General features: G+C 43.6%; 11 protein-coding genes and 1 tRNA gene. 9 read left to right on the top strand and 3 right to left on the bottom strand.

Going from position 1 to position 19169, the window contains the following annotated elements:
* Nucleotides 1-57 precede the first annotated feature (57 nt).
* Entirely contained in the window at nucleotides 58-741 is a 684-nt protein-coding gene (locus tag ABDW16_RS20730; protein WP_343672377.1) for a FadR/GntR family transcriptional regulator, read from the bottom strand.
* Between the two features lie 89 nt (nucleotides 742-830).
* Here ABDW16_RS20730 and ABDW16_RS20725 point away from each other — a divergent pair, with 89 nt between their 5' ends.
* From ABDW16_RS20725 to ABDW16_RS20715, 3 genes are all read left to right on the top strand, one after another.
* Nucleotides 831-1481 carry a hypothetical protein gene (locus tag ABDW16_RS20725; protein WP_343672375.1) on the top strand — a complete coding sequence of 217 codons (651 nt, stop codon included), beginning with the start codon at nucleotides 831-833 and terminating at the stop codon, nucleotides 1479-1481.
* 188 nt (nucleotides 1482-1669) lie between these two features.
* Nucleotides 1670-2281 carry a MarC family protein gene (locus ABDW16_RS20720; protein ID WP_343672374.1) on the top strand — a complete coding sequence of 204 codons (612 nt, stop codon included), beginning with the start codon at nucleotides 1670-1672 and terminating at the stop codon, nucleotides 2279-2281.
* Nucleotides 2282-2342: 61 nt separating this feature from the next.
* Nucleotides 2343-2414: transfer RNA gene (locus ABDW16_RS20715), tRNA-Arg, on the top strand.
* A 64-nt stretch (nucleotides 2415-2478) separates the two neighbouring features.
* Here the strand turns inward: ABDW16_RS20715 and ABDW16_RS20710 are convergent.
* Nucleotides 2479-4401, bottom strand: coding sequence for a sigma 54-interacting response regulator (locus tag ABDW16_RS20710; protein ID WP_343672373.1), 1923 nt, complete (start codon nucleotides 4399-4401; stop codon nucleotides 2479-2481).
* Between the two features lie 53 nt (nucleotides 4402-4454).
* Nucleotides 4455-6686 carry a histidine kinase dimerization/phosphoacceptor domain -containing protein gene (locus ABDW16_RS20705; RefSeq protein ID WP_343672371.1) on the bottom strand — a complete coding sequence of 744 codons (2232 nt, stop codon included), beginning with the start codon at nucleotides 6684-6686 and terminating at the stop codon, nucleotides 4455-4457.
* 320 nt (nucleotides 6687-7006) lie between these two features.
* Between ABDW16_RS20705 and ABDW16_RS20700 the strand changes: the two genes are divergently transcribed.
* The 6 genes from ABDW16_RS20700 to ABDW16_RS20675 all read left to right on the top strand — a co-directional run bounded on the left by ABDW16_RS20700 (nucleotide 7007) and on the right by ABDW16_RS20675 (nucleotide 19165).
* Nucleotides 7007-7801 carry an alpha/beta hydrolase gene (locus tag ABDW16_RS20700; RefSeq protein ID WP_343672369.1) on the top strand — a complete coding sequence of 265 codons (795 nt, stop codon included), beginning with the start codon at nucleotides 7007-7009 and terminating at the stop codon, nucleotides 7799-7801.
* Nucleotides 7802-7861: 60 nt separating this feature from the next.
* A complete protein-coding gene (locus tag ABDW16_RS20695; RefSeq protein WP_343672367.1) occupies nucleotides 7862-8818 on the top strand; it encodes an alpha/beta hydrolase in 957 nt (318 codons plus the stop codon).
* A 21-nt stretch (nucleotides 8819-8839) separates the two neighbouring features.
* The gene (locus ABDW16_RS20690; RefSeq protein ID WP_343672365.1) at nucleotides 8840-9352 is read left to right on the top strand and encodes a cupin domain-containing protein; all 513 of its coding nucleotides are present in this window, start codon (nucleotides 8840-8842) and stop codon (nucleotides 9350-9352) included.
* Between the two features lie 344 nt (nucleotides 9353-9696).
* Nucleotides 9697-13590 carry a two-component regulator propeller domain-containing protein gene (locus ABDW16_RS20685; protein WP_343672364.1) on the top strand — a complete coding sequence of 1298 codons (3894 nt, stop codon included), beginning with the start codon at nucleotides 9697-9699 and terminating at the stop codon, nucleotides 13588-13590.
* A gap of 141 nt (nucleotides 13591-13731) precedes the next feature.
* Nucleotides 13732-16191, top strand: coding sequence for a cellulase family glycosylhydrolase (locus ABDW16_RS20680; RefSeq protein WP_343672363.1), 2460 nt, complete (start codon nucleotides 13732-13734; stop codon nucleotides 16189-16191).
* A gap of 31 nt (nucleotides 16192-16222) precedes the next feature.
* Nucleotides 16223-19165, top strand: a complete 2943-nt coding sequence (locus ABDW16_RS20675; RefSeq protein WP_343672362.1) for a TonB-dependent receptor — start codon at nucleotides 16223-16225, stop codon at nucleotides 19163-19165.
* Nucleotides 19166-19169: the final 4 nt, after the last annotated feature.

The raw sequence follows: 19169 nt of genomic DNA, 5'->3' as shown, positions 1-19169 counted from the left end.
ACCGCTTTCCTGCAGTGAAAGTGGTTTTAACAGAAACGGATATTGCCGGGTGAAAATTTAAAGGGTATTATGAGCGCCGTCGATGATCTGCTGCACACATTTCCATGCCTTCTGATCATCCTGCGCCACAATACTTTTTAAAAGATTTTTGTGCAGATGCTGCGTATTTGTAAAAGTATCAGTTGTTTTAAACCGTTCAATAAACTTTGCTTTCAGGTGCATGGCCACAGTTTTGTACAGATCTGTGAGGATGCTGTTGCCCGAAGCCTGTGCAATCGCCAGGTGAAACTCAATATCCGCATCTATACAGGCAGCAACTTCATTGGCCAGCCCATAGTTTTTTCGTTTTTTCAGTGCCACGGTCATCCGTTCTATATCCTCTTCAGTTCTGTTGATGGCCGCTTTCTGCGCTATTTTCAACTCCAGCAGCTGCCTTACCTCGTCCAGGTCTTCAAACTGTGCGCGTTTCAAACGCTGGGGGAGGGGCTCTGCAATACCTGTCTGCCCTTCTACAAAGGTGCCCAGGCCCTGTTGTACCCTGAGTACCCCACTGTTTGCCAGGATGCGCACGGCCTCCCTGATGGTAGACCTACCTACTCCGAATGCCTCCATTAAGGAGGGCTCGGTAGGTAATTTTTCCCCTGTTTTGTAGGTTCCCAGCGAGATTTGCTCCTGTAGCCGTTGCGCAACCTCGTCTGCAAGGCTGTTTCGCTTAATTGGTAAGGATTGTTTATTCATCATATCATCTGATGATTCAAAGGTAGTAATTCCTTTTAAATCGGCACATCTTTTTTTATTTATCTTTGCGCCTCTTGTAATAGATTTGACAGATGAAAGCATTAAACTTATTTATTCGTTATAGGTTACCACTGGGTATCATTCTTTTGTTAGGCGGGATTGCGCTGGGTATTTCGGTGGGTTGGTGGGAAGCCACCATCGTACTGGTACTGGCTGTCATCTGCCTGGTTACCCATTTTATGTTTGGCCCTATGCGCCTGGTACAGGAAGCTGTTGAAGCCGGTGATATTGACACTGCTATGGCGATGATGAATACCATCAAGTTCCCTAAACTGTTATATAAGCCTATCCAGTCTGTTTATTATTTTATGCAGAGCAACCTGGCGATGTATAATAAGGACCTGGACAAGGCAGAGGCAACTATCCGCCAGAGTATCAAGTCTGGTAGCCCGATGAAGGAATATGAGGGTATGCAATACTTCCAGCTGGGTACCATTGCTTACCAGAAGAATGACCTGAAGGAAGCGAATGAGAACCTGAAAAAAGCGGTGAGAATGGGGTTGCCTGACAAAGAGAATACTGCTGCTGCGCTGCTCACCTTAGCTTCTATCGCTATGAGCCGCAGGGACTTTAAAACTGCTAAAGACTATTTCCGCAGGGCAAAGGAGCAAAAGCCAACCACTGCACAGATCGTAAGCCAGATCAAGGAAATGGATAAATATATTTCCCGTATGCCAGGTTGATGCCGGCTACAAACTTCAAAAAAGGGTGCTCCATACCGGGGCGCCCTTTTTCTTTTATAAGCAGTCATCATTACCTATTACACTGACCCTCCCGGCCGGCCGCAGGCCCTGACCCGAAGCCAATGCTTTTAAGTCTTGAATAGATTTAGCCCCCTGTACCAGAATTTCCTTCCTGGTAAGGATTTCTCATGGAAGCAATTAAATATTACATTTGCAGGAAATACGAACCCTGCATGTTTCATTTTGACCAGATCTTAGCCATTACCTTTACACTCTTTGCTGTAATTGATATTGTTGGTTCCGTTCCCGTTCTTATTTCTATGAAAGAAAAGCTGGGCCATATCGATTCGGGCAAGGCCACGCTGGCATCCGGTGTGCTGATGATCCTTTTTCTGCTGGTAGGGGAGCCATTCCTGAAATTATTGAGTGTAGATGTACACTCGTTTGCCGTAGCCGGTTCGATCGTAATCTTTGTGATTGGGCTTGAAATGATTCTTGGAGTGGAGTTTTTCAAGAGTGAAAAGGATACGAAAACAGGCAGTCTCATTCCTATTGCTTTCCCGCTCATTGCAGGTTCCGGTACCCTGACTACCATCATGTCACTGAAGGCAAACTTTGACCAGTGGAACATTTTCGCAGGTATTCTCATTAACCTGGTCATCATTTACGTGGTACTCCGTTCCCTTAGTTTTATCGAAAGAATACTGGGCAAAGCCGGTCTGATGGTGGTTCGTAAGTTCTTTGGCGTCATCCTCCTGGCGATAGCTGTGAAGATATTTAAGAGTAATCTTAACCTGTAGTTTTTGTAATTGAGATCAAAAACATTAGCTTTGCCTTCCTTCTTGTGAGAGAAGGCGTTTTGGCCTCGTAGTACAATGGATAGTATAAGAGTTTCCGAAGCTCCAGATACAGGTTCGATTCCTGTCGAGGCTACTTGTTCCAACATCAAAAGCATTCAAATGAATGCTTTTTTTTATGTAAAAACCTGGATCCGATCTTAACTGGTAAACTCCTTTTTGATGCCAAGTTTGTTCATTTTCGATTTCAATGTAGACGGAGGGAGATTTAATAATTCGGCGGCGCCGCCCGATCCCCAGATACGACCATTGCATTTTTTGAGTACTGAAAGGATATAATCGCGTTCATTTTCCTGGATAGTTTTTATGTAAGACTTTTCAACGGCCACTTCTGTTTCCTTTATGGCAACCGGCAGTAAAATTTCTCCAATCACGTTTCCCTTTGTAAGTAATACACTTCTTTCTATTGAATGCTCAAGTTCACGAATATTTCCGGGCCACACATAAGCCATCATGTTCTTCAAAACGTGATCAGCGATAGCACTGATCTTTTTTCCTGATTTATGACTGTAATAATCCATAAAATGATAAGCCAGCGCGGGAATGTCTTCTCTACGTTCCCGAAGCGGAGGAAGTTCAATCGGAAAGACATTCAGGCGGTAATACAAGTCAAGGCGAAACCGCCCCTCCGCTACTTCCTTTTGCAGATTCTTATTGGTTGCGGCGATAATTCTGAGATCAACTTTTATCGTATTCCTGCCGCCAATCCTTTCTATTTCTTTTTCCTGTAACACTCTAAGTAATTTTACCTGCAATTCCACTGGCATATCACCAATCTCATCCAGCAAGATGGTCCCGCCGTTTGCTTTCTCAAACTTTCCAATCCGCTTATCGTGCGCGCCTGTAAAAGCGCCTTTCTCATGCCCGAACAATTCAGACTCGATCAAGGTGGCGGGTAGCGCTGCGCAATTCACTTTTATAAAAGGATTATGTTTCCTGGGGGATAGGTTATGAATACAATCGGCTATTTTTTCTTTGCCTGTTCCGCTTTCTCCAAGTAAAAGAACAGAAGTATCCGAAAGGGCAACCTGGGCCACATGATCCAGTACATTTAACAGCACCGGGCTTTTGCCAATAATCCCTTCACACCCCTTGGGTATGCCGGTATCAGGACTATGACTAATATGACCGCCTGAGGAAATCTGTTGCTGCTTATCTTTTTTGTCCAGCATTATTTCAATGGCGTTGATGAGCTGCATTTGTGCTCGTTCAAACAAATCGACATGAACCGGATTGTAGGCATCTGATATCCGGCTGTACAAACAAAAACTGAAAGGTTTGCCATTCGAAATGTACATGGGCATCTCAAGATGGGATCGTAACTGAAAAGTATCGGCAAACAATTTTCTTAAAGAAGGTTGCCTACACATATTTTTGAAGGCCTGGTCGTCATAAAATGTTGCCTGGGCTTCCTGTGTATTATTAGACTGTAATGCTGTAAGTTCCTGTAAGGATTTGCCGGTGATAACTATAAGTTCGTTAACCCCGATGGTCTGATATTCATCAAATCCAATCCTTAAAAAACAAAGACCATGGAAAGGCGACTGTCCTATGTTATCAAAGCCCGCGGCTATAAAATCAAAGGGAATATATTGCTGAAGTACTGTCACGACTTTAGGAAGCATCTGCTCTGGATTACCTGATTCAGCTATGATATTCTTTATACTCTTTTTCAGCTCAGCTTCCTGCCGGTACTTTGACTCCAGGCTGTGCTTATGGCGATACTTTGCAATTTCAAGCGTAACCAGTAAATCTTTTTCTCTGAAAGGCTTTACCAGAAAACCGTAGGGTTGTGTGGCTTTGGCAGCATTCAACACATCTTCGTTTGAATTGGCAGACAGGTAAACAAAAGGAATATTATCAACCGCTAACTGTTTAGCCAAATCGATGCCCGTTTGCCTGCCTTTCAGAAAAATGTCCAGCAATACAAAATCGGGTCTTTCCCTGCTTATTATTTCCTGTGCTTTGGGGACGGAACGCGCAATTTCCATAACGCTGTATCCTGCCTGGGCAAGCATCAATCTCAAATAATCGGCTTCTACAAACTGGTCTTCTACAATCAATATTTTCTCCTTCATAAGGGGCAATTATTTTAATTTAACTACGATGATGTCATTCAGCTGTCATAAGTAAATTCAACTGTTATGGTTGTTCCTTTACAGCCATTGATGTTAAAACTTCCATCTATGTCCTCACTCAAGCCCTGCATCAGTTTCAGTCCCATTGAAACGGGATTCCTCATGTCAACATTTGCCGGTAATCCAATCCCATTATCACTGATAGTTAAACGCAAGAGATTTACCTGAATTGATTTTAGTGATATTTCAATCATGCCATTTCTACTATTATCCGGAAACGCATATTTAATTGAATTAGTGATGGCTTCATTCAAAATCAGGCCCAGGGGAACGCAATATGACAAGGCTAATGCAACCGGTTCGATCCGTAGTACAAACTGAATGGACTGGCCAATATTAAAACTGTCGCGCAAGTAGTCTGCCAGCTCATGAATATAAGCCGGCATGCTGATAGCAGATAAAGTATCGGACTGATATAATTTCTGATGGATAAGAGACATTGCATGAACACGATGACGGCTTTCGTCCATCGCTGCAATTGCTTCATCCGTTATTAAGTATTGCGATTGGGTTGCCAATAATCCTGCTACCGTATGGAAATTATTCTTTACGCGGTGATGTATTTCTTTCACCAGCCATTCTTTTTCATTGACTAACCTGAGCAGGGTACTATTCTTTTTTTCTATTTCCTTTTGCTGAACTTTTAATTTGCTGTTTGACAGGTGTTTTACCCGCACATTGTTTATCAGCAAACCAGTGATGATGAGCAGTAATACAGCAACGCCCAAAAACCAGTTACGTGTTTGGTTTGCATGTGCAAGTCTTGACTCCTGCAATTTGCCGGCATTTTCGAGTAGTTTAATATTATTGTCTTTTTTCTCACTTTCATATGCTGCCTGCAGTTGTTCAATATGCTTACTTGTGGTTTCGTTCAGCAGGGTATCGCTTAAGGTCTTATACTGTTGATAATGCTTGATGGCAGAAAGATGGTTGCCCTGTATTGAATCCAGCTTAAACCAAAGCAGATGATTGTAGTTTAATTCCAGTCTGCTCTGAATGGCCTTATAAAAAGTATCTGTTTGGGCAAGATGTTTACGTGCCAGATCATACTGGTGTGTTGCCAGATAAAACTCTGTTACGGGGTATTGCGCCTCACTCTGATCGGGCTCATATTTATCCAGCTTTGCTGAAATGGCCAATAGCCGGTTACAGTACTTTTGTGCCTCATCATATTGTTGTAATGCTTCATAAGCAATTAAAAAACTGGCGGTAATATAAAGTTGAGAATAAATATCGTTGGGAGGGCATTTGGGGCTTGCTTCCTTTAAAACAATGAGTGCTTCGTATGGTTTATTTAATGCTACCAATGTTCTCGAAATTTCGGATGCCAGTAAAACGATAACCTCATTGTTACCATATTTCTTTGCAACTACCAGGCCTTTTTGAAAATATAAATAGGCTGCATCTAATTTTTTCATACGGCGATAAGTGGAACCGATGCGCTTGAAAATACTCGCGAGCTGAATGGTAGTATCATTGTTCTTTTCAGCAGCATCCACTGCCAGCAATCCATATTGTAAAGCCAGTTCATTATTCCCCGTAACACTGTAAACAGCACCCATCAGATTATAAATGTCGTGCAGCTTTTTATAATCAAGTGACCGGTACAGTTGGAGCGATTGGTTGAGCACTACCAATGCTTTTGTGTAATTGCCTATGAGTTGGAGCAAATCACCCAACTCTTTGAGAATATCCGCTTCTTTTAGTTTATTTCCCGATTTTTGAAAAGCAGGAAGTGCCAATTGCTCTACTATACGTATTCTTTCGGTCAGGTCTTCAGTGGTATTTATCGAATAATAGCCCGATAAATCGTAGTAGGCGAATCCTAATTCCAGGAAAAAATTGTTTTGCTTAAAAATAGCAATGGCTTTATCGGCGAATTGTCTCGCCCTGGCTGTATTATTTTGTACATGCAGAATTTGCGAAAGCTGCTCATAACTCTTGCCTGTTCCCCGTTCATAATGCAAAGACTTGGCAAGTCTTTCGGCAGCAAGTACATACGATAACGCACTGTCAAGATATTTTGCATTACCAGCCGGATTCAAAAAATAATGTTCGCTCACCGACAAAAACAGGTCTACCTTAAGCGTGTCTTCTTTATGTTCTGACAATTGGGATAGCAGGCTGGCCAGGTTATCTTTTGTCTGCTGTGCCAAAGCGGAGAAAAAGAAGCCGGCCAATATACATGTATATTTAAGTCGTCTCAGCATTGAACTAACTGGTTCATATATTAAGCCTGATTTTCTTTAATTGAATGACAGCCCGGTTGTCGGCAGCTTGGTTCAGAATAGATTATTGGGATTCAACAGGTTAAAACTACCGGTAAGGAACTCCGTTTATAATGTAATTACATCCTTTTAAAGGTATAAATAAATACGCAATTATACTTCGTGGTATTCATTGGGGAACCACGATATTTCGTGGTCTGCCCGCTCACGAAAGGATTTAAAATATCTGACTACCAGTTATTTATGCGGATGGCACTTTCTTAGCGACAACAAGCCATCACTCGCCGTCGAAAATATGATTTATGAAAAATGCTCAGTCAAAAACGGTTGTCTTCATTACAGGTGCTTTTGTGCATCACAGCTGCTGGGATAAATGGAAAACTTATTTTGAAGCCAATGGATATAAAGCTATTGTACCTCCATGGCCGCATAAAAACAAATCTCCGGAGGTGTTGCGCAACAGCCATCCCAATGCAGAGATAGCTTCTAACAGACTAAGGGAATTAACTGAATATTTTGCATCTATCATAAACGGCTTACCGGAAAAGCCGGTATTAATCGGGCATTCAATAGGCGGCCTGATTGTTCAGCTCTTGTTGCAAAAAGGATTGGGCTCGTTAGGTGTAGCGATCCATTCTGTCCCTCCCCAGGGTATTTTTACATTTAAGCTTTCATTCTTAAAAGCCGGTTGGGGGCCGCTCGGATTTTTTAGTTCCACTAAAAAAACATTCTTTATGTCTTTTGCACAGTGGAAGTATGCATTTACCAACGGAATGGATTGTGAGGAGCAAAAAGAAGCATATTACCAATTTGCCATACCTGAATCCAAACTTATTGTGAGAGACACAATAACCAGTGCTGCAAAGTTAAATTTCGAAAGTCCACACCCGCCGCTGTTGCTTACGTCAGGCAGCGATGACAATACAATCCCTGCTTCACTCAATTATTCAAACTACAAAAAATATAAACACAGTAACTCCATCACTGAATACAAAGAGTTTAAAGGTCGTAACCATTTTGTGCTGGGCCAATCCACCTGGAAAGAAGATGCCCATTATATTCTTGAATGGATAAGATCACAGGCAAACAGCTATTAAAACAAGGCTGAAAAAAATCATAATTACAAACGAACAAATTACAAGCTAAATTTTACTGATATGAAATCTATACTCTTTCTGTCAAGTATGTGCGTCCTCCTGGTATGTGCGAACCTCCAGGTGAATGCCCGAACTTCTGCTTTCTTATCTGATACATTAGATAAGCAACCCGTGCAACCTGCACAACCACCATCAGGCTTCAAAAGTGATATAATGAAGGTAAATGGTATCAATATACATTATGTTATTGGCGGAGCCGGTGACCCACTGTTGCTGATCCACGGCTTTGGGCAAAACTGGTATATGTGGAACCGGCTGCTGCCAGAGCTGTCCAAACACTTTACCGTTATCGCTCCTGATATGCCCGGACTAGGTGAAAGTGACAAGCCGGACAATGGCTATGACAAGAAAACACTAGCTGCGGATCTGCACGCTTTAATAGTACAGCTGGGTTACAAAAAAATAAACCTTGTTGGCCATGATATCGGTCTGATGGTTGCTTACGCCTATGCGGCACAATTTGGCGAGGAGGTAAAAAAAGTTGCGTTGCTGGATGCATTGCTGCCTGGCATAGAACCAGTATGGAGTGAGGTGAGAGCCAAAGCCTGGTGGTTTGGTTTCTTTGCCATGCCTGCATCTGCCAATATTGTTGCCGGAAAGGAAAAAGAATTCCTGACAGGTTTCTGGCCCGTAGTAGGACATGTACACAATGCTTTTACACAACAGGAAACAGATGAATTTATACGTGCCTACGCCACTCCAAAATCAACATACGGCGCCTTCCACTGGTTTGCAGCTTTTAACCAGGATGCGCTGGATAATCAACAGTTCATGAAGCATAAATTGAAAATGCCCCTCCTCGCGATGGGTGGGGAGTATGGAGGCAGTTTCTTACCTGATCATTGCCGGTTAGTGGCTGAGAATGTTCAATCATCCATCATCAAAGGATCCGGCCATTGGCTGGTTCAGGAAAATACGGAGCAGGTGCAACGTGACCTTCTCAAATTTTTTCTTTAACTGTTAAATATCTGATAGAGTATGCTTAAAAAAATAAATTCCATAGTGCTGAAGTTAAGCCTTGTCCTGGTTCTTACAGGCATTGTTACTGCCTCGTACAGCCAGTCCAAAGAAAACGGTCAGCTCAGAATGACCCCACAGGAAATTGTAGCGGTAAAAGCCGTCTGGCCTTCAGCTCCGGGCTCTTCCAACTTAAGCGCCGTGCAGGTAATCGTTATTCATGGCGACCCTTCCAAAGCGGGTCTCTATACCATTTTGTTGAAGGTAGCTCCGAACACAAAAATTCCGGCTCACCTGCACCCTGATGAAAGAATGGGCTGTGTTGTTTCAGGAACATGGTATTTTGGCTATGGAGATGTATTTAGTCAAAGCGATTTAAAAAAATTGCCTGTCGGAAGCGTTTATTCGGAAGTAAAAGACCAAAATCATTTTGCAATGACAAAGAATGAGCCGGTGGTTGTCCAAATAACGGGTTATGGACCTTCTGGTGTAACCTATGTAAACCCGGAAGACGATCCACAGAAAGGCCAATAATGATTTCCCTTTAGTATATACCTGGCTACAAAAACCGGAAAAGCGAGCGTTATCTCGCCATTTGGCGGAGCATAGTCGCCTGGATAATTAAGCCTTTATAGTTTCAAATCAGAAATTCCGTGTCTTAACGGGTAAATTCGAGCAAAGAACGACTATAAATAGTTCGACAAATTGCCTGTCGGCTACAAATAAGAAAGGAACATCGGAGGATGTTCTTTTCTTATTTGTATACTTAAGAGGTGCTAATTTTTTAGTGTTCTACAGGCAGGTTACGATAATTAAGCATTTTTAAACTATTGATGTGGATGGGAAAGCTGAGCATTTCCCCCTACATTTGTACCGTTATGTTGAATCGATTTATTTGTACAGCCATCCTCATATTGTCTGTACAATTACTTTGGGGCCAGAACTATCAATACCATACATTCAAAAACATCGCCATCGGGCCGGAAGCAACCACCATCAACGCATTCGCCCAGGATAGCCTTGGCCTCATGTGGCTGGGCACCAACAATGGCCTCTATAGCTACGACGGGTTTTCTGTTCAACCCCACCTTGGCAACGACACCTCCCATAAAACCTTCGTCTACGACATCATCGTCATCAACAAAGAACTGATGTGCCTGGCCATGGAAAATGGTATCTTCTTTTACAACTACCAGAAAGATGAATATGAAACCATCCCCATACAGTTCCCCACCGACGTACGTACCCTGCTGCTGGAAAACGATAACCTATGGATTGGCTCTTTCAAAGGACTATTTAAATACAACGTCACCCACAAGAAACTGGAAAGCGTTGGATACAAAGGACTATCCAACCACACCATCTATTCCCTGACCCGCACCGCAGCAGGAGACATTTTCATTGGCACCTATAATGGCCTCTATTGCCTTTCATCTGATAAATCACAGGTCCGCCAGATCCCACTATCCGACTTCCATAAGCGCAGCAACCTTTTTGTCAACGCGCTATTTGAAGATACCGTGCGCAACCGGATCTGGGTAGGTACAGAAGGCGGCATCTATTACTATGATCTTCAAAACAACCTGGCAGTAAAGCTGCCCATCCTCCAGGATCACTCTGTAAAGTCATTGATGACAGACAACAGGAATAACCTGCTGATAGGAACCGACGCCGGGTTTTACATATACACTCCTGCCAATGAACAATTAGAGCATATCGTACATGACGCCCGCAATAAAGGCTCTATTGTCAATAATATTATCTGGTCCCTGTTTGCCGACAAAGAAGCCAATATCTGGCTGGGTACCGATTACGGCATCTCCCTGTTGCAAAACCAGAACAGCCTGCAGCTCATTCCCATCTTCGACATCACCCATGAAAAAGATGGTAACCGGTTTTATAATATCTATAAAGATCATTTCGGTGATTACTGGCTGGGCGGTACTAATGGTATCATCCGCTCCAGCTCTCCCGGGGGGCACGAAGTACTATCCGCCTGGTATAAGATGGGAGATAAGTTCCTGCCTATTTCACACAACCGCATCAGGAACATCTTTGAAGATGCAAACAACAATGTATGGGTAGCTACTGATGGTGGTATCAACAGGTACGATCGCAATACAAAAGCATTCGTCAATTACAATATTATCGACAGCTCCCAGTCACGCAATGCTAACTGGGCCTATAGCATCCAGGAAGACGACCAGCAAAGACTATGGATAGCTACCTACCTGGGAGGGATTTTTGTAGTAGACAGGTCAAAGTTGACGGGAGCTCCTAATATTGCCCTGCGCAACCTCGCTGCTCACAATGGCCTGGCCGGCAATTCCGTGAACCAGCTTACAAAAGACCAGCAGGGAAATATCTGGGCATTAATATATAATAGGGCTGTGCATAAGATAGACCCGCATACCTTCCAGGTAGAAACGGTGATGGAAGGAGCCATGCATCCTACTTATATGATCGCAGATGATGCCGGTGTAATATGGATCGGCTGCCAGGGCAATATCGTCAGGATTAAAGATGGCCAGCTACAAACCATTCCTTTCAAAGCCGACCAGATCTTAAGCATGGAACAGGTGGATGGTTATATCTGGATCTCCACGAGCGAAGGTATATGGATGATGGACAGGAATACTACAATGGTGCAACAATTCAACAGTGGTCAATCTGCCTTCACATCCATGTATTACGACAAAGCCCTGCATGAGGTCTACCTGGGCGGAGCAGATGAACTGGCAATCGCCTCGTCGGCTATACAACCTGCCACTGGTGCGGGCAATCAGCTGTACCTCACCGCCATGTACATCAACGGTAAATTGTCTGGATCTATCCGGTACAAGCAGGAGATTCGCCTGAACCACGAGCAGAACAACCTTGCTTTCTCCGTTTCTGACCTTAGCTATTCAGATCCGGAAGGTACCCGGTATGTATACAGAATCACGCAAATAGACGATGACTGGAATACCCTGCCCCTCAATAGCAACCTGATCACCTATACCAATCTCAGTTATGGGCATTATACCCTGTTGGTGAGCAAACTCGATGCATATGGAAAGCCGTATAGCAATCCTTTAAAGATGTCGATCACCATTGTTCCACCCTGGTACTACACCAACCTGGCCAAGGCAATCTACTTCCTGATCGTGGTAGGACTGGTGCTCTGGGCGATTAATTTCTTCAGGGTAAGGCATAATCTCAAGATCGAGCGTATCGAAAAGCAAAAGACGGTAGAGCTGACGAACCTGAAGATCAACTTTTTTACTGATATCTCTCATGAGCTAAAAACGCCCCTGAGCCTTATTCTGGCGCCTGTAAGCCAAATGCTGGCAGAAACCAGGAGTCCCCTGAAAAAGAAACAACTCGAAGGTATACAACAGAATGCGCTGAAGTTAAATGGCTTAATTCACCGGGTACTGAATTTCAACCGGGCCGACAGCAGTGCGCTCTCCGCCCTGGTACTGTCAAAGCTGGAACTGGTTGCCTTTGCCCGAAAGCTGTATGACTCCTTTATCAATAAGCAGGTAACTTTTACTTTCACCTGCAATAAGGAAGAAATTTATATTGATACAGATGTGATCCGAACAGAGGCCATCATCAACAACCTGCTGTCCAATGCCTGCCGGTATACGCCAGATGGAGGGACCATCCACCTGGATATCACCCAAAAAAACAACGTCGTTGTTATAAAAGTAACCGATACCGGTATTGGTATTCCGGCTGCCGACCTGCCATACGTGTTTGAGCGTTTTTTCAAATCTTCCATTACAGCCAGGAACAAGGAAGGTTCCGGAATTGGTCTTTACCTGGTGAGGAGCTATGCTGAACAACTGGGTGGATATGTAACGATAGCATCTGTAGAAGGAGAGGGCACTACAGTGTCTGTCAGCCTGCCAGTGCCCGAAAAAGCCCTTCCAGAGAGCCAAAACGCCCTTTCAGAAGAGCAAAACACCCCTTCAGGAGAACCGAACACCTTTTCAGGAGAACAGCACCTTCCAAAGGAACAAAACGCCACTGGCAAAAAGGTACTCATCGTAGACGACAACCAGGAAATAACAGAATTCCTGCAACAGGCATTATCCCCCCAATACCAAACCAAAATCGCCCATGATGGCAAAAAAGGGGAAGCCCTCAGCCTCGAATGGCAACCTGACCTGATCATTGTAGATGTCATGATGCCAATAATGGACGGACTCGAAATGACCAAACAGCTCAAAAAGCAGGTCATGACGGCGAGCATACCTATTATATTATTAACCGCAAAAGACGATCGGAAAACCGAACTGGATAGCATAGACCTGGGGGCCGATGCCTTTATGTCCAAACCCTTTGATATCTCCATCCTGCTCTCAAGGATCGAACAACTGCTAAAACGCCGGGAAGAAATGGAACACCAACTGCGTATTTCATCCCTCACCAACCCAAAAGAAGAAGAGACCCTATCCCGGGACGAGCAGTTCCTCTCCGACATCACCCAGATCATAGAGGAAAAAATGGACGATCCCCAGTTCAATGTGCAGGTACTAAGTGAGCTAAGTTTTACGAATTCCAAACAACTATACCGCAAAATAAAGCAGCTCACCAGTCTTACCCCGGTAGAATACATCCGTTCCATCCGGATGAAAAAAGCCGCCGTGCTGTTACAACAAAACAAATTTTCCGTGGCCGAGGTAATGTATATGGTCGGATTTTCTGAGGCCTCCTATTTCTCTAAATGTTTTCAGGCAGAATTCGGACTCACACCTTCTCAATTCATTAAAAATAATATATAATCAATATATGTTCTCTTTGTCTGAATTTTATCCTATTATGTCCGATATCAGCCGCACTTAAAAACGAATCTTAAATAGTTTCGAACCGTACGAAAACTGATACGGTTATATATGTCCCTAAAGGCAATTCCACTCCTTTGCATGTGCTTGTATTTTACAGCCACGTTCGCTCAACAGATTATCTATGTAGATAAAGCTGGGGTGATGCGCTGGTCGGATAGTAAGAAAGAGGCATCCTTTTATGGGGTGAACTATACCCTCCCTTTTGCACATGCCTACCGTTCAATAAAAGATCATAAGGCAGCTATTGATAAAGATGTATACCATTTTTCCCGTCTTGGTCTGAATGCTTATAGGATACATATATGGGATGTAGAGATCACCGATTCCATAGGAAGGTTACAACAGAATGAGCACCTCGATCTCCTCGACTACCTGGTATCCCGGGTACAGCAACGGGGAATCAGGGTGCTGATCACCTGTATGACCAATTTTGGGAATGGCTACCCCGAAAAGAATGAGCCTACTGGTGGTTTTTCCTATTTATATGACAAATGTGATGTACATAAGAATCCCAAAGCCATTGCTGCGCAACAAACCTATATCCGGCAGTTGCTGACGCACGTGAATCCGTACACAGGAAAAGCTTACAAAGAGGATCCGGCAATCGTAGGTTTTGAAATCAATAATGAACCCTGCCATGTAGAAGACCCGGCGCTGACTAAAAAGTATATCGGCGAAATGGTGGCGGTTATCAAGGCAACAGGCAACAAAAAACCAATATTCTATAATGTAAGTCATAACCGGGAGCATGTAGGAGCTTACTATGCATCTGATATTCAGGGTACTACCTATCAATGGTATCCTACTGGCCTGGTAGCTGGTCATACGAGAAAGGGGAATTTTCTGCCTTATGTAGACCAGTACAACATCCCTTTCTCCAACGAAAAAGGATTTGACACAAAGGCCAAAGCCATTTATGAATTCGATCCGGCAGATATCACTTATAGTTATATGTACCCGGCTATGACCCGGACGTTCCGCTCACAGGGCTTCCAGTGGATCACCCAGTTTGCTTATGACCCCATCGATATTGCGGCCTATAATACTGAATACCAGACGCATTATTTAAACCTTGCCTATACACCCAGGAAGGCCCTGAGTATGAAAATAGCTGCAGCAGTGGCAAAGGATGTAAAACGTGGGGAACAATTCCCTTCCTTTCCTGCTGATACTGTTTTTGGCAATTTCCTGGTTAGTTACCAGCAGGATCTTAGCCTGCTCAATAGCCCGCAGCAATACTTTTATTCTAACAATACGACCATCCAGCCAGTAGCACCCGCACAGCTTACAACGATTGCCGGTTATGGCAATTCGCCTGTAATTAAGTATGAAGGCACTGGTGCTTATTTCCTGGACAAACTGGAAAATGGTGTGTGGCGATTAGAGGTAATGCCTGATGCAATACAGGTGTCAGATCCCTTTGCACGGCCAGCTCCAAAAAAGGAGGTGGTAAGCATTGCATGGAACAAATGGCCGATGCAATTGCAATTGCCAGACCTGGGGGCCCATTTTATTATCAGGAACCTCCACTCCGAAAGAGATACCATCGCCGAAAATGGGGCTTTTAACGTCAGTCCCGGTGTTTATTTGCTGATGAAGGAAGATACCCGGCGATGGTCTGCTGCTACTGAATGGGAGCATATTAAACTGGGTGAGTTCGTAGCACCACCTGCACAACAAAAACAGTTCACCGTAGTGCATACTCCACTGACCACGGCCGCAAGTGACCAAAATATATTAGTCGAAGCAGATATAGTAGGACCTACTTTTCCCGACTCTGTAATATTGCAAACAGATCATGTGTCTTTCTGGTCTGATCACAATCCTTATATCCATTTGCAAAGAGCACACGGTTATACCTATCAGGGAACTATTCCTGCCAGTATGATAAAAAGCAAAGATTTAAAATACACTATCACTGTATTTAATAACGGCAATAGCTACACATTTCCTCAAAATGAAAAGGGGGCTCCTTTAGATTGGGACTTCACTGTCACAAAATATTGGGAAACGGGCATTACATCACCAACAGCACCTGTCATATTGCATGGGGAACTGGAATATTATTCTCTCTCTGACAAATCCTTTATACAGGCTGAACTCCACAGAGAACGGCCGTGGGAAGCAATTGTACATCGATATACCCTGCATGTAAAAGATAATGACGCCCGCTTTTTTTGGAGAAAACATATCAACAGAGACAGACAATTGCAAGAGACAAAATTCCTGTGTGTATATATTCCGGCAACAACATTAACAGAACTAAATATTGGATTTATTACAACAGATGGGTACACTTATTCACATCACATTTCATTAAACAATAATGAGCATTTGTATAAGATACCGGTTACTGCGCTGGTACAGGATAGTACAGCTTTACTACCTCGTCCATACCCGGTTTTTATGAACCGGTATTTTGTACCAAAAACCAACATTGACTTTAACATTCACAAAATTGAAACACTAAACATTTCCACATCAGACAGGGTGCCTGATAATGCTTCGATAGACATAGGAGCAATCTGGCTGGAATAAACAGATCGTTTAAAATTTTTAATTCCACAATATGAAGAAATCAATTTTCCGCAAATTCCTATTCTGCCTATGCATGGTGATTAGCAGCCTGGGAGTGCATGCCCAGGGGCAAAGCCGTACCGTAAAAGGTATTGTGACCGACGAAGGTGGAAAACCTCTTGAAAGGGTATCCGTATTAGTAAGCGGTACCAGCACCAGCACGCTTACCGATGCTGCCGGAGGGTTTACAATACATCTGCCTGAAGGAAAAGATGTACTGGAATTCACCTACATAGGTGCTGCTAAAAAGGTAGTGAAAGCAGAGGGAGATACCGTGCATGTAGTGATGTCTTTTGAAGACAAAAAACTGGATGAAATAGTCGTGATCGGCTATGGTACCAAGACTAAAAAAGATATGACAGGTTCCGCTGTCAGCATCAGCAGCAAAGAGTTTAACCCCGGGTTAGTGGGTTCTTCTGAACAGCTGATCAGTGGCAAATCTTCTGGTGTGCAGATTATGACCAATGGAGGTTCTCCCACTGCTGGTAGTACTATCCGCATACGTGGTGGCGCTTCTTTAAGTGCCAGCAATGCACCCCTGATTGTATTGGATGGTGTGCCATTGGAAACAGGCGGTATCAGCGGCAATACAGACAACTTCTTAAGCATGATCAACCCAAATGATATTGAAAGCATTACCGTACTGAAAGATGCAGCTTCTACTGCTATCTATGGTTCCAGGGCATCTAATGGGGTATTGATGATCACCACTAAAAAAGGGAAAGGAGATCAGCTGAAGCTCAACTTCTCATCCGTTGTCACTTTGCAGCAAAGGAAGAATGTAGCAGATATGATGTCGCCAGCGCAGTTCAGAGATGTGATAAATGCAGAAGGTACCGACGCACAAAAAGCGCTCTTAGGCAGTAGTAATACTGACTGGCAGAAACAGGTATTTAAGAATGCAATGGGTACTGATAATAACCTGGGCGTGACAGGTAAAATAGCCAAATCAATTCCTTTCCGTGCATCAGCAGGCTATTACAACCAGGATGGTAACCTGCGGACAGATAAGACGCAACGTTTCACCGGTTCACTGGTAGTTACACCGAGCTTCTTCGACAAACATTTGAACCTGACCCTCAACCTGAAAGGGGCTGCCAATAATAACAGGTTTGCCAATACAGATGCTATCTGGTCTTCTGTTGCCTTCAATCCCACACAACCTGTATACTCTGGTAAATCAGCCTATGGTGGTTTTTATGAAAGTCTTGACAACAGTGGCGTACCTGCTACAGGCGCTAACCGGAACCCTGTAGGATTATTAGAGCAGGAAAAGCGGAAAAGTGATGTGTATAGAAGTATCGGCAACTTTGATGCGGATTATAGATTCCATTTTCTGCCTGACCTGAAAGCCCATGTTACCCTGGGTTACGATTATAGTAAAGGGGAGGGTTCTGTATATATTCCTGCATCCTCTGCAGATGGCTATAGTGTGGGCGGATCTAATAATACTTACTCCCAGACGCTGAAAAACAAATTGTTCACAGGCTATCTGAACTACGCTAAGAACATTAACAATACCCACCGCTTTGATGCCACTGCCGGGTATGATTACCAGAACTGGAGTGCCAAAAGCCCTGCTATCACCTATTACAATGAAAAAGGGGAGCTACAATCTACAGCCAAAGCTACAGATGAAAGACATGTACTGCTGTCTTATTATGGAAGAGTGAACTATACGTTATTATCCAAATACATGATTACGGGAACTATCAGAAGAGATGGTACCTCCCGCTTTAGCCCTGAGAACAGATGGGGTACTTTCCCTTCAGTAGCAGTAGCCTGGAATGTAACAGAAGAAAATTTCCTGAAATACAACAAGGTGCTGAACAACTTAAAATTAAGGGCCAGTTATGGTGTAACCGGGCAACAGGATGGTATAGGCAACTATAGCTACCTGTCTGTGTATCAACAGGGGAACAGTTATGCACAATATCGCTTTGGGGATGAATATTTGTATGTATACAGACCGTCAGTCTATGTATACGATCTGAAGTGGGAAACGACAAAGGCATTTAACTATGGATTAGACTTTGGATTTTTAAACAACAGGATTTCCGGTTCAATTGAATATTACACCCGCAAAACCTACGACCTGCTGGCAAATGTATCAGTACCTGCTGGTACTAACTTTGACCAGACAGCTACCACCAATGTGGGTAATATTGAAAGCAGGGGATTTGAATTCCAGCTCAATACTACCCCGATCAGTACGCGTGATTTCAAACTGGACGTGAATTTCAACGCCACCAATCAGCATACAAAAGTGACCAACATTTCCCTGGTACAGGGTGCTAATACAGTGGGCACTTATGCAGGGCCTTCCGTGGCCGGCAGGGGGATACAGATCCTTACACCAGGCTACCAGCCCAATATGTTCTACGTATACAAACAGGTATACGACAAGGCAGGAAAGCCGCTGGAAGGCGTGTATGCTGATCTGAACAAAGATGGTGTGATCAACGAAAGTGACCTGTACCGTTACCATTCTCCTGCTGCAACCTGGCTGCTGGGCTTCAACACACAAGCCACTTACAAAAAATGGTCTGCCGGGTTCACCATGCGCGCAAACATAGGCAACTATGTATACAACAATACAAAAATGAGCCTGAGCGCCTGGGAAACCGTGCAATATGTAGATGCTGCGCTGAACAACCTGCATAAAGATTACCTGAAAACAGGTTTTCAGACCCGCCAGTATTACTCAGACTATTATGTAGAGAATGCCTCTTTCCTGAGAATGGATAATATGTCTGTCGCTTATAACCTTGGAAAAGTAGTAAAGCATGTGAATATGCGCATTGGCGCCATTGCGCAGAATGTATTCACCATTACCAAATACACCGGACAGGATCCAGAGGTGACCAATGGATATGAAAGCGCATTCTATCCCCGTCCACGTACTTATTCCATCAATATTAACCTTGAGTTCTAACGTC

This window comes from Chitinophaga sp. (assembly GCF_039596135.1).
In the GTDB taxonomy this organism is placed as follows: domain Bacteria; phylum Bacteroidota; class Bacteroidia; order Chitinophagales; family Chitinophagaceae; genus Chitinophaga.
The sequence above is the reverse complement of the archived record's forward strand: the minus strand, read 5'-3'. Positions and strand labels throughout refer to the sequence as shown.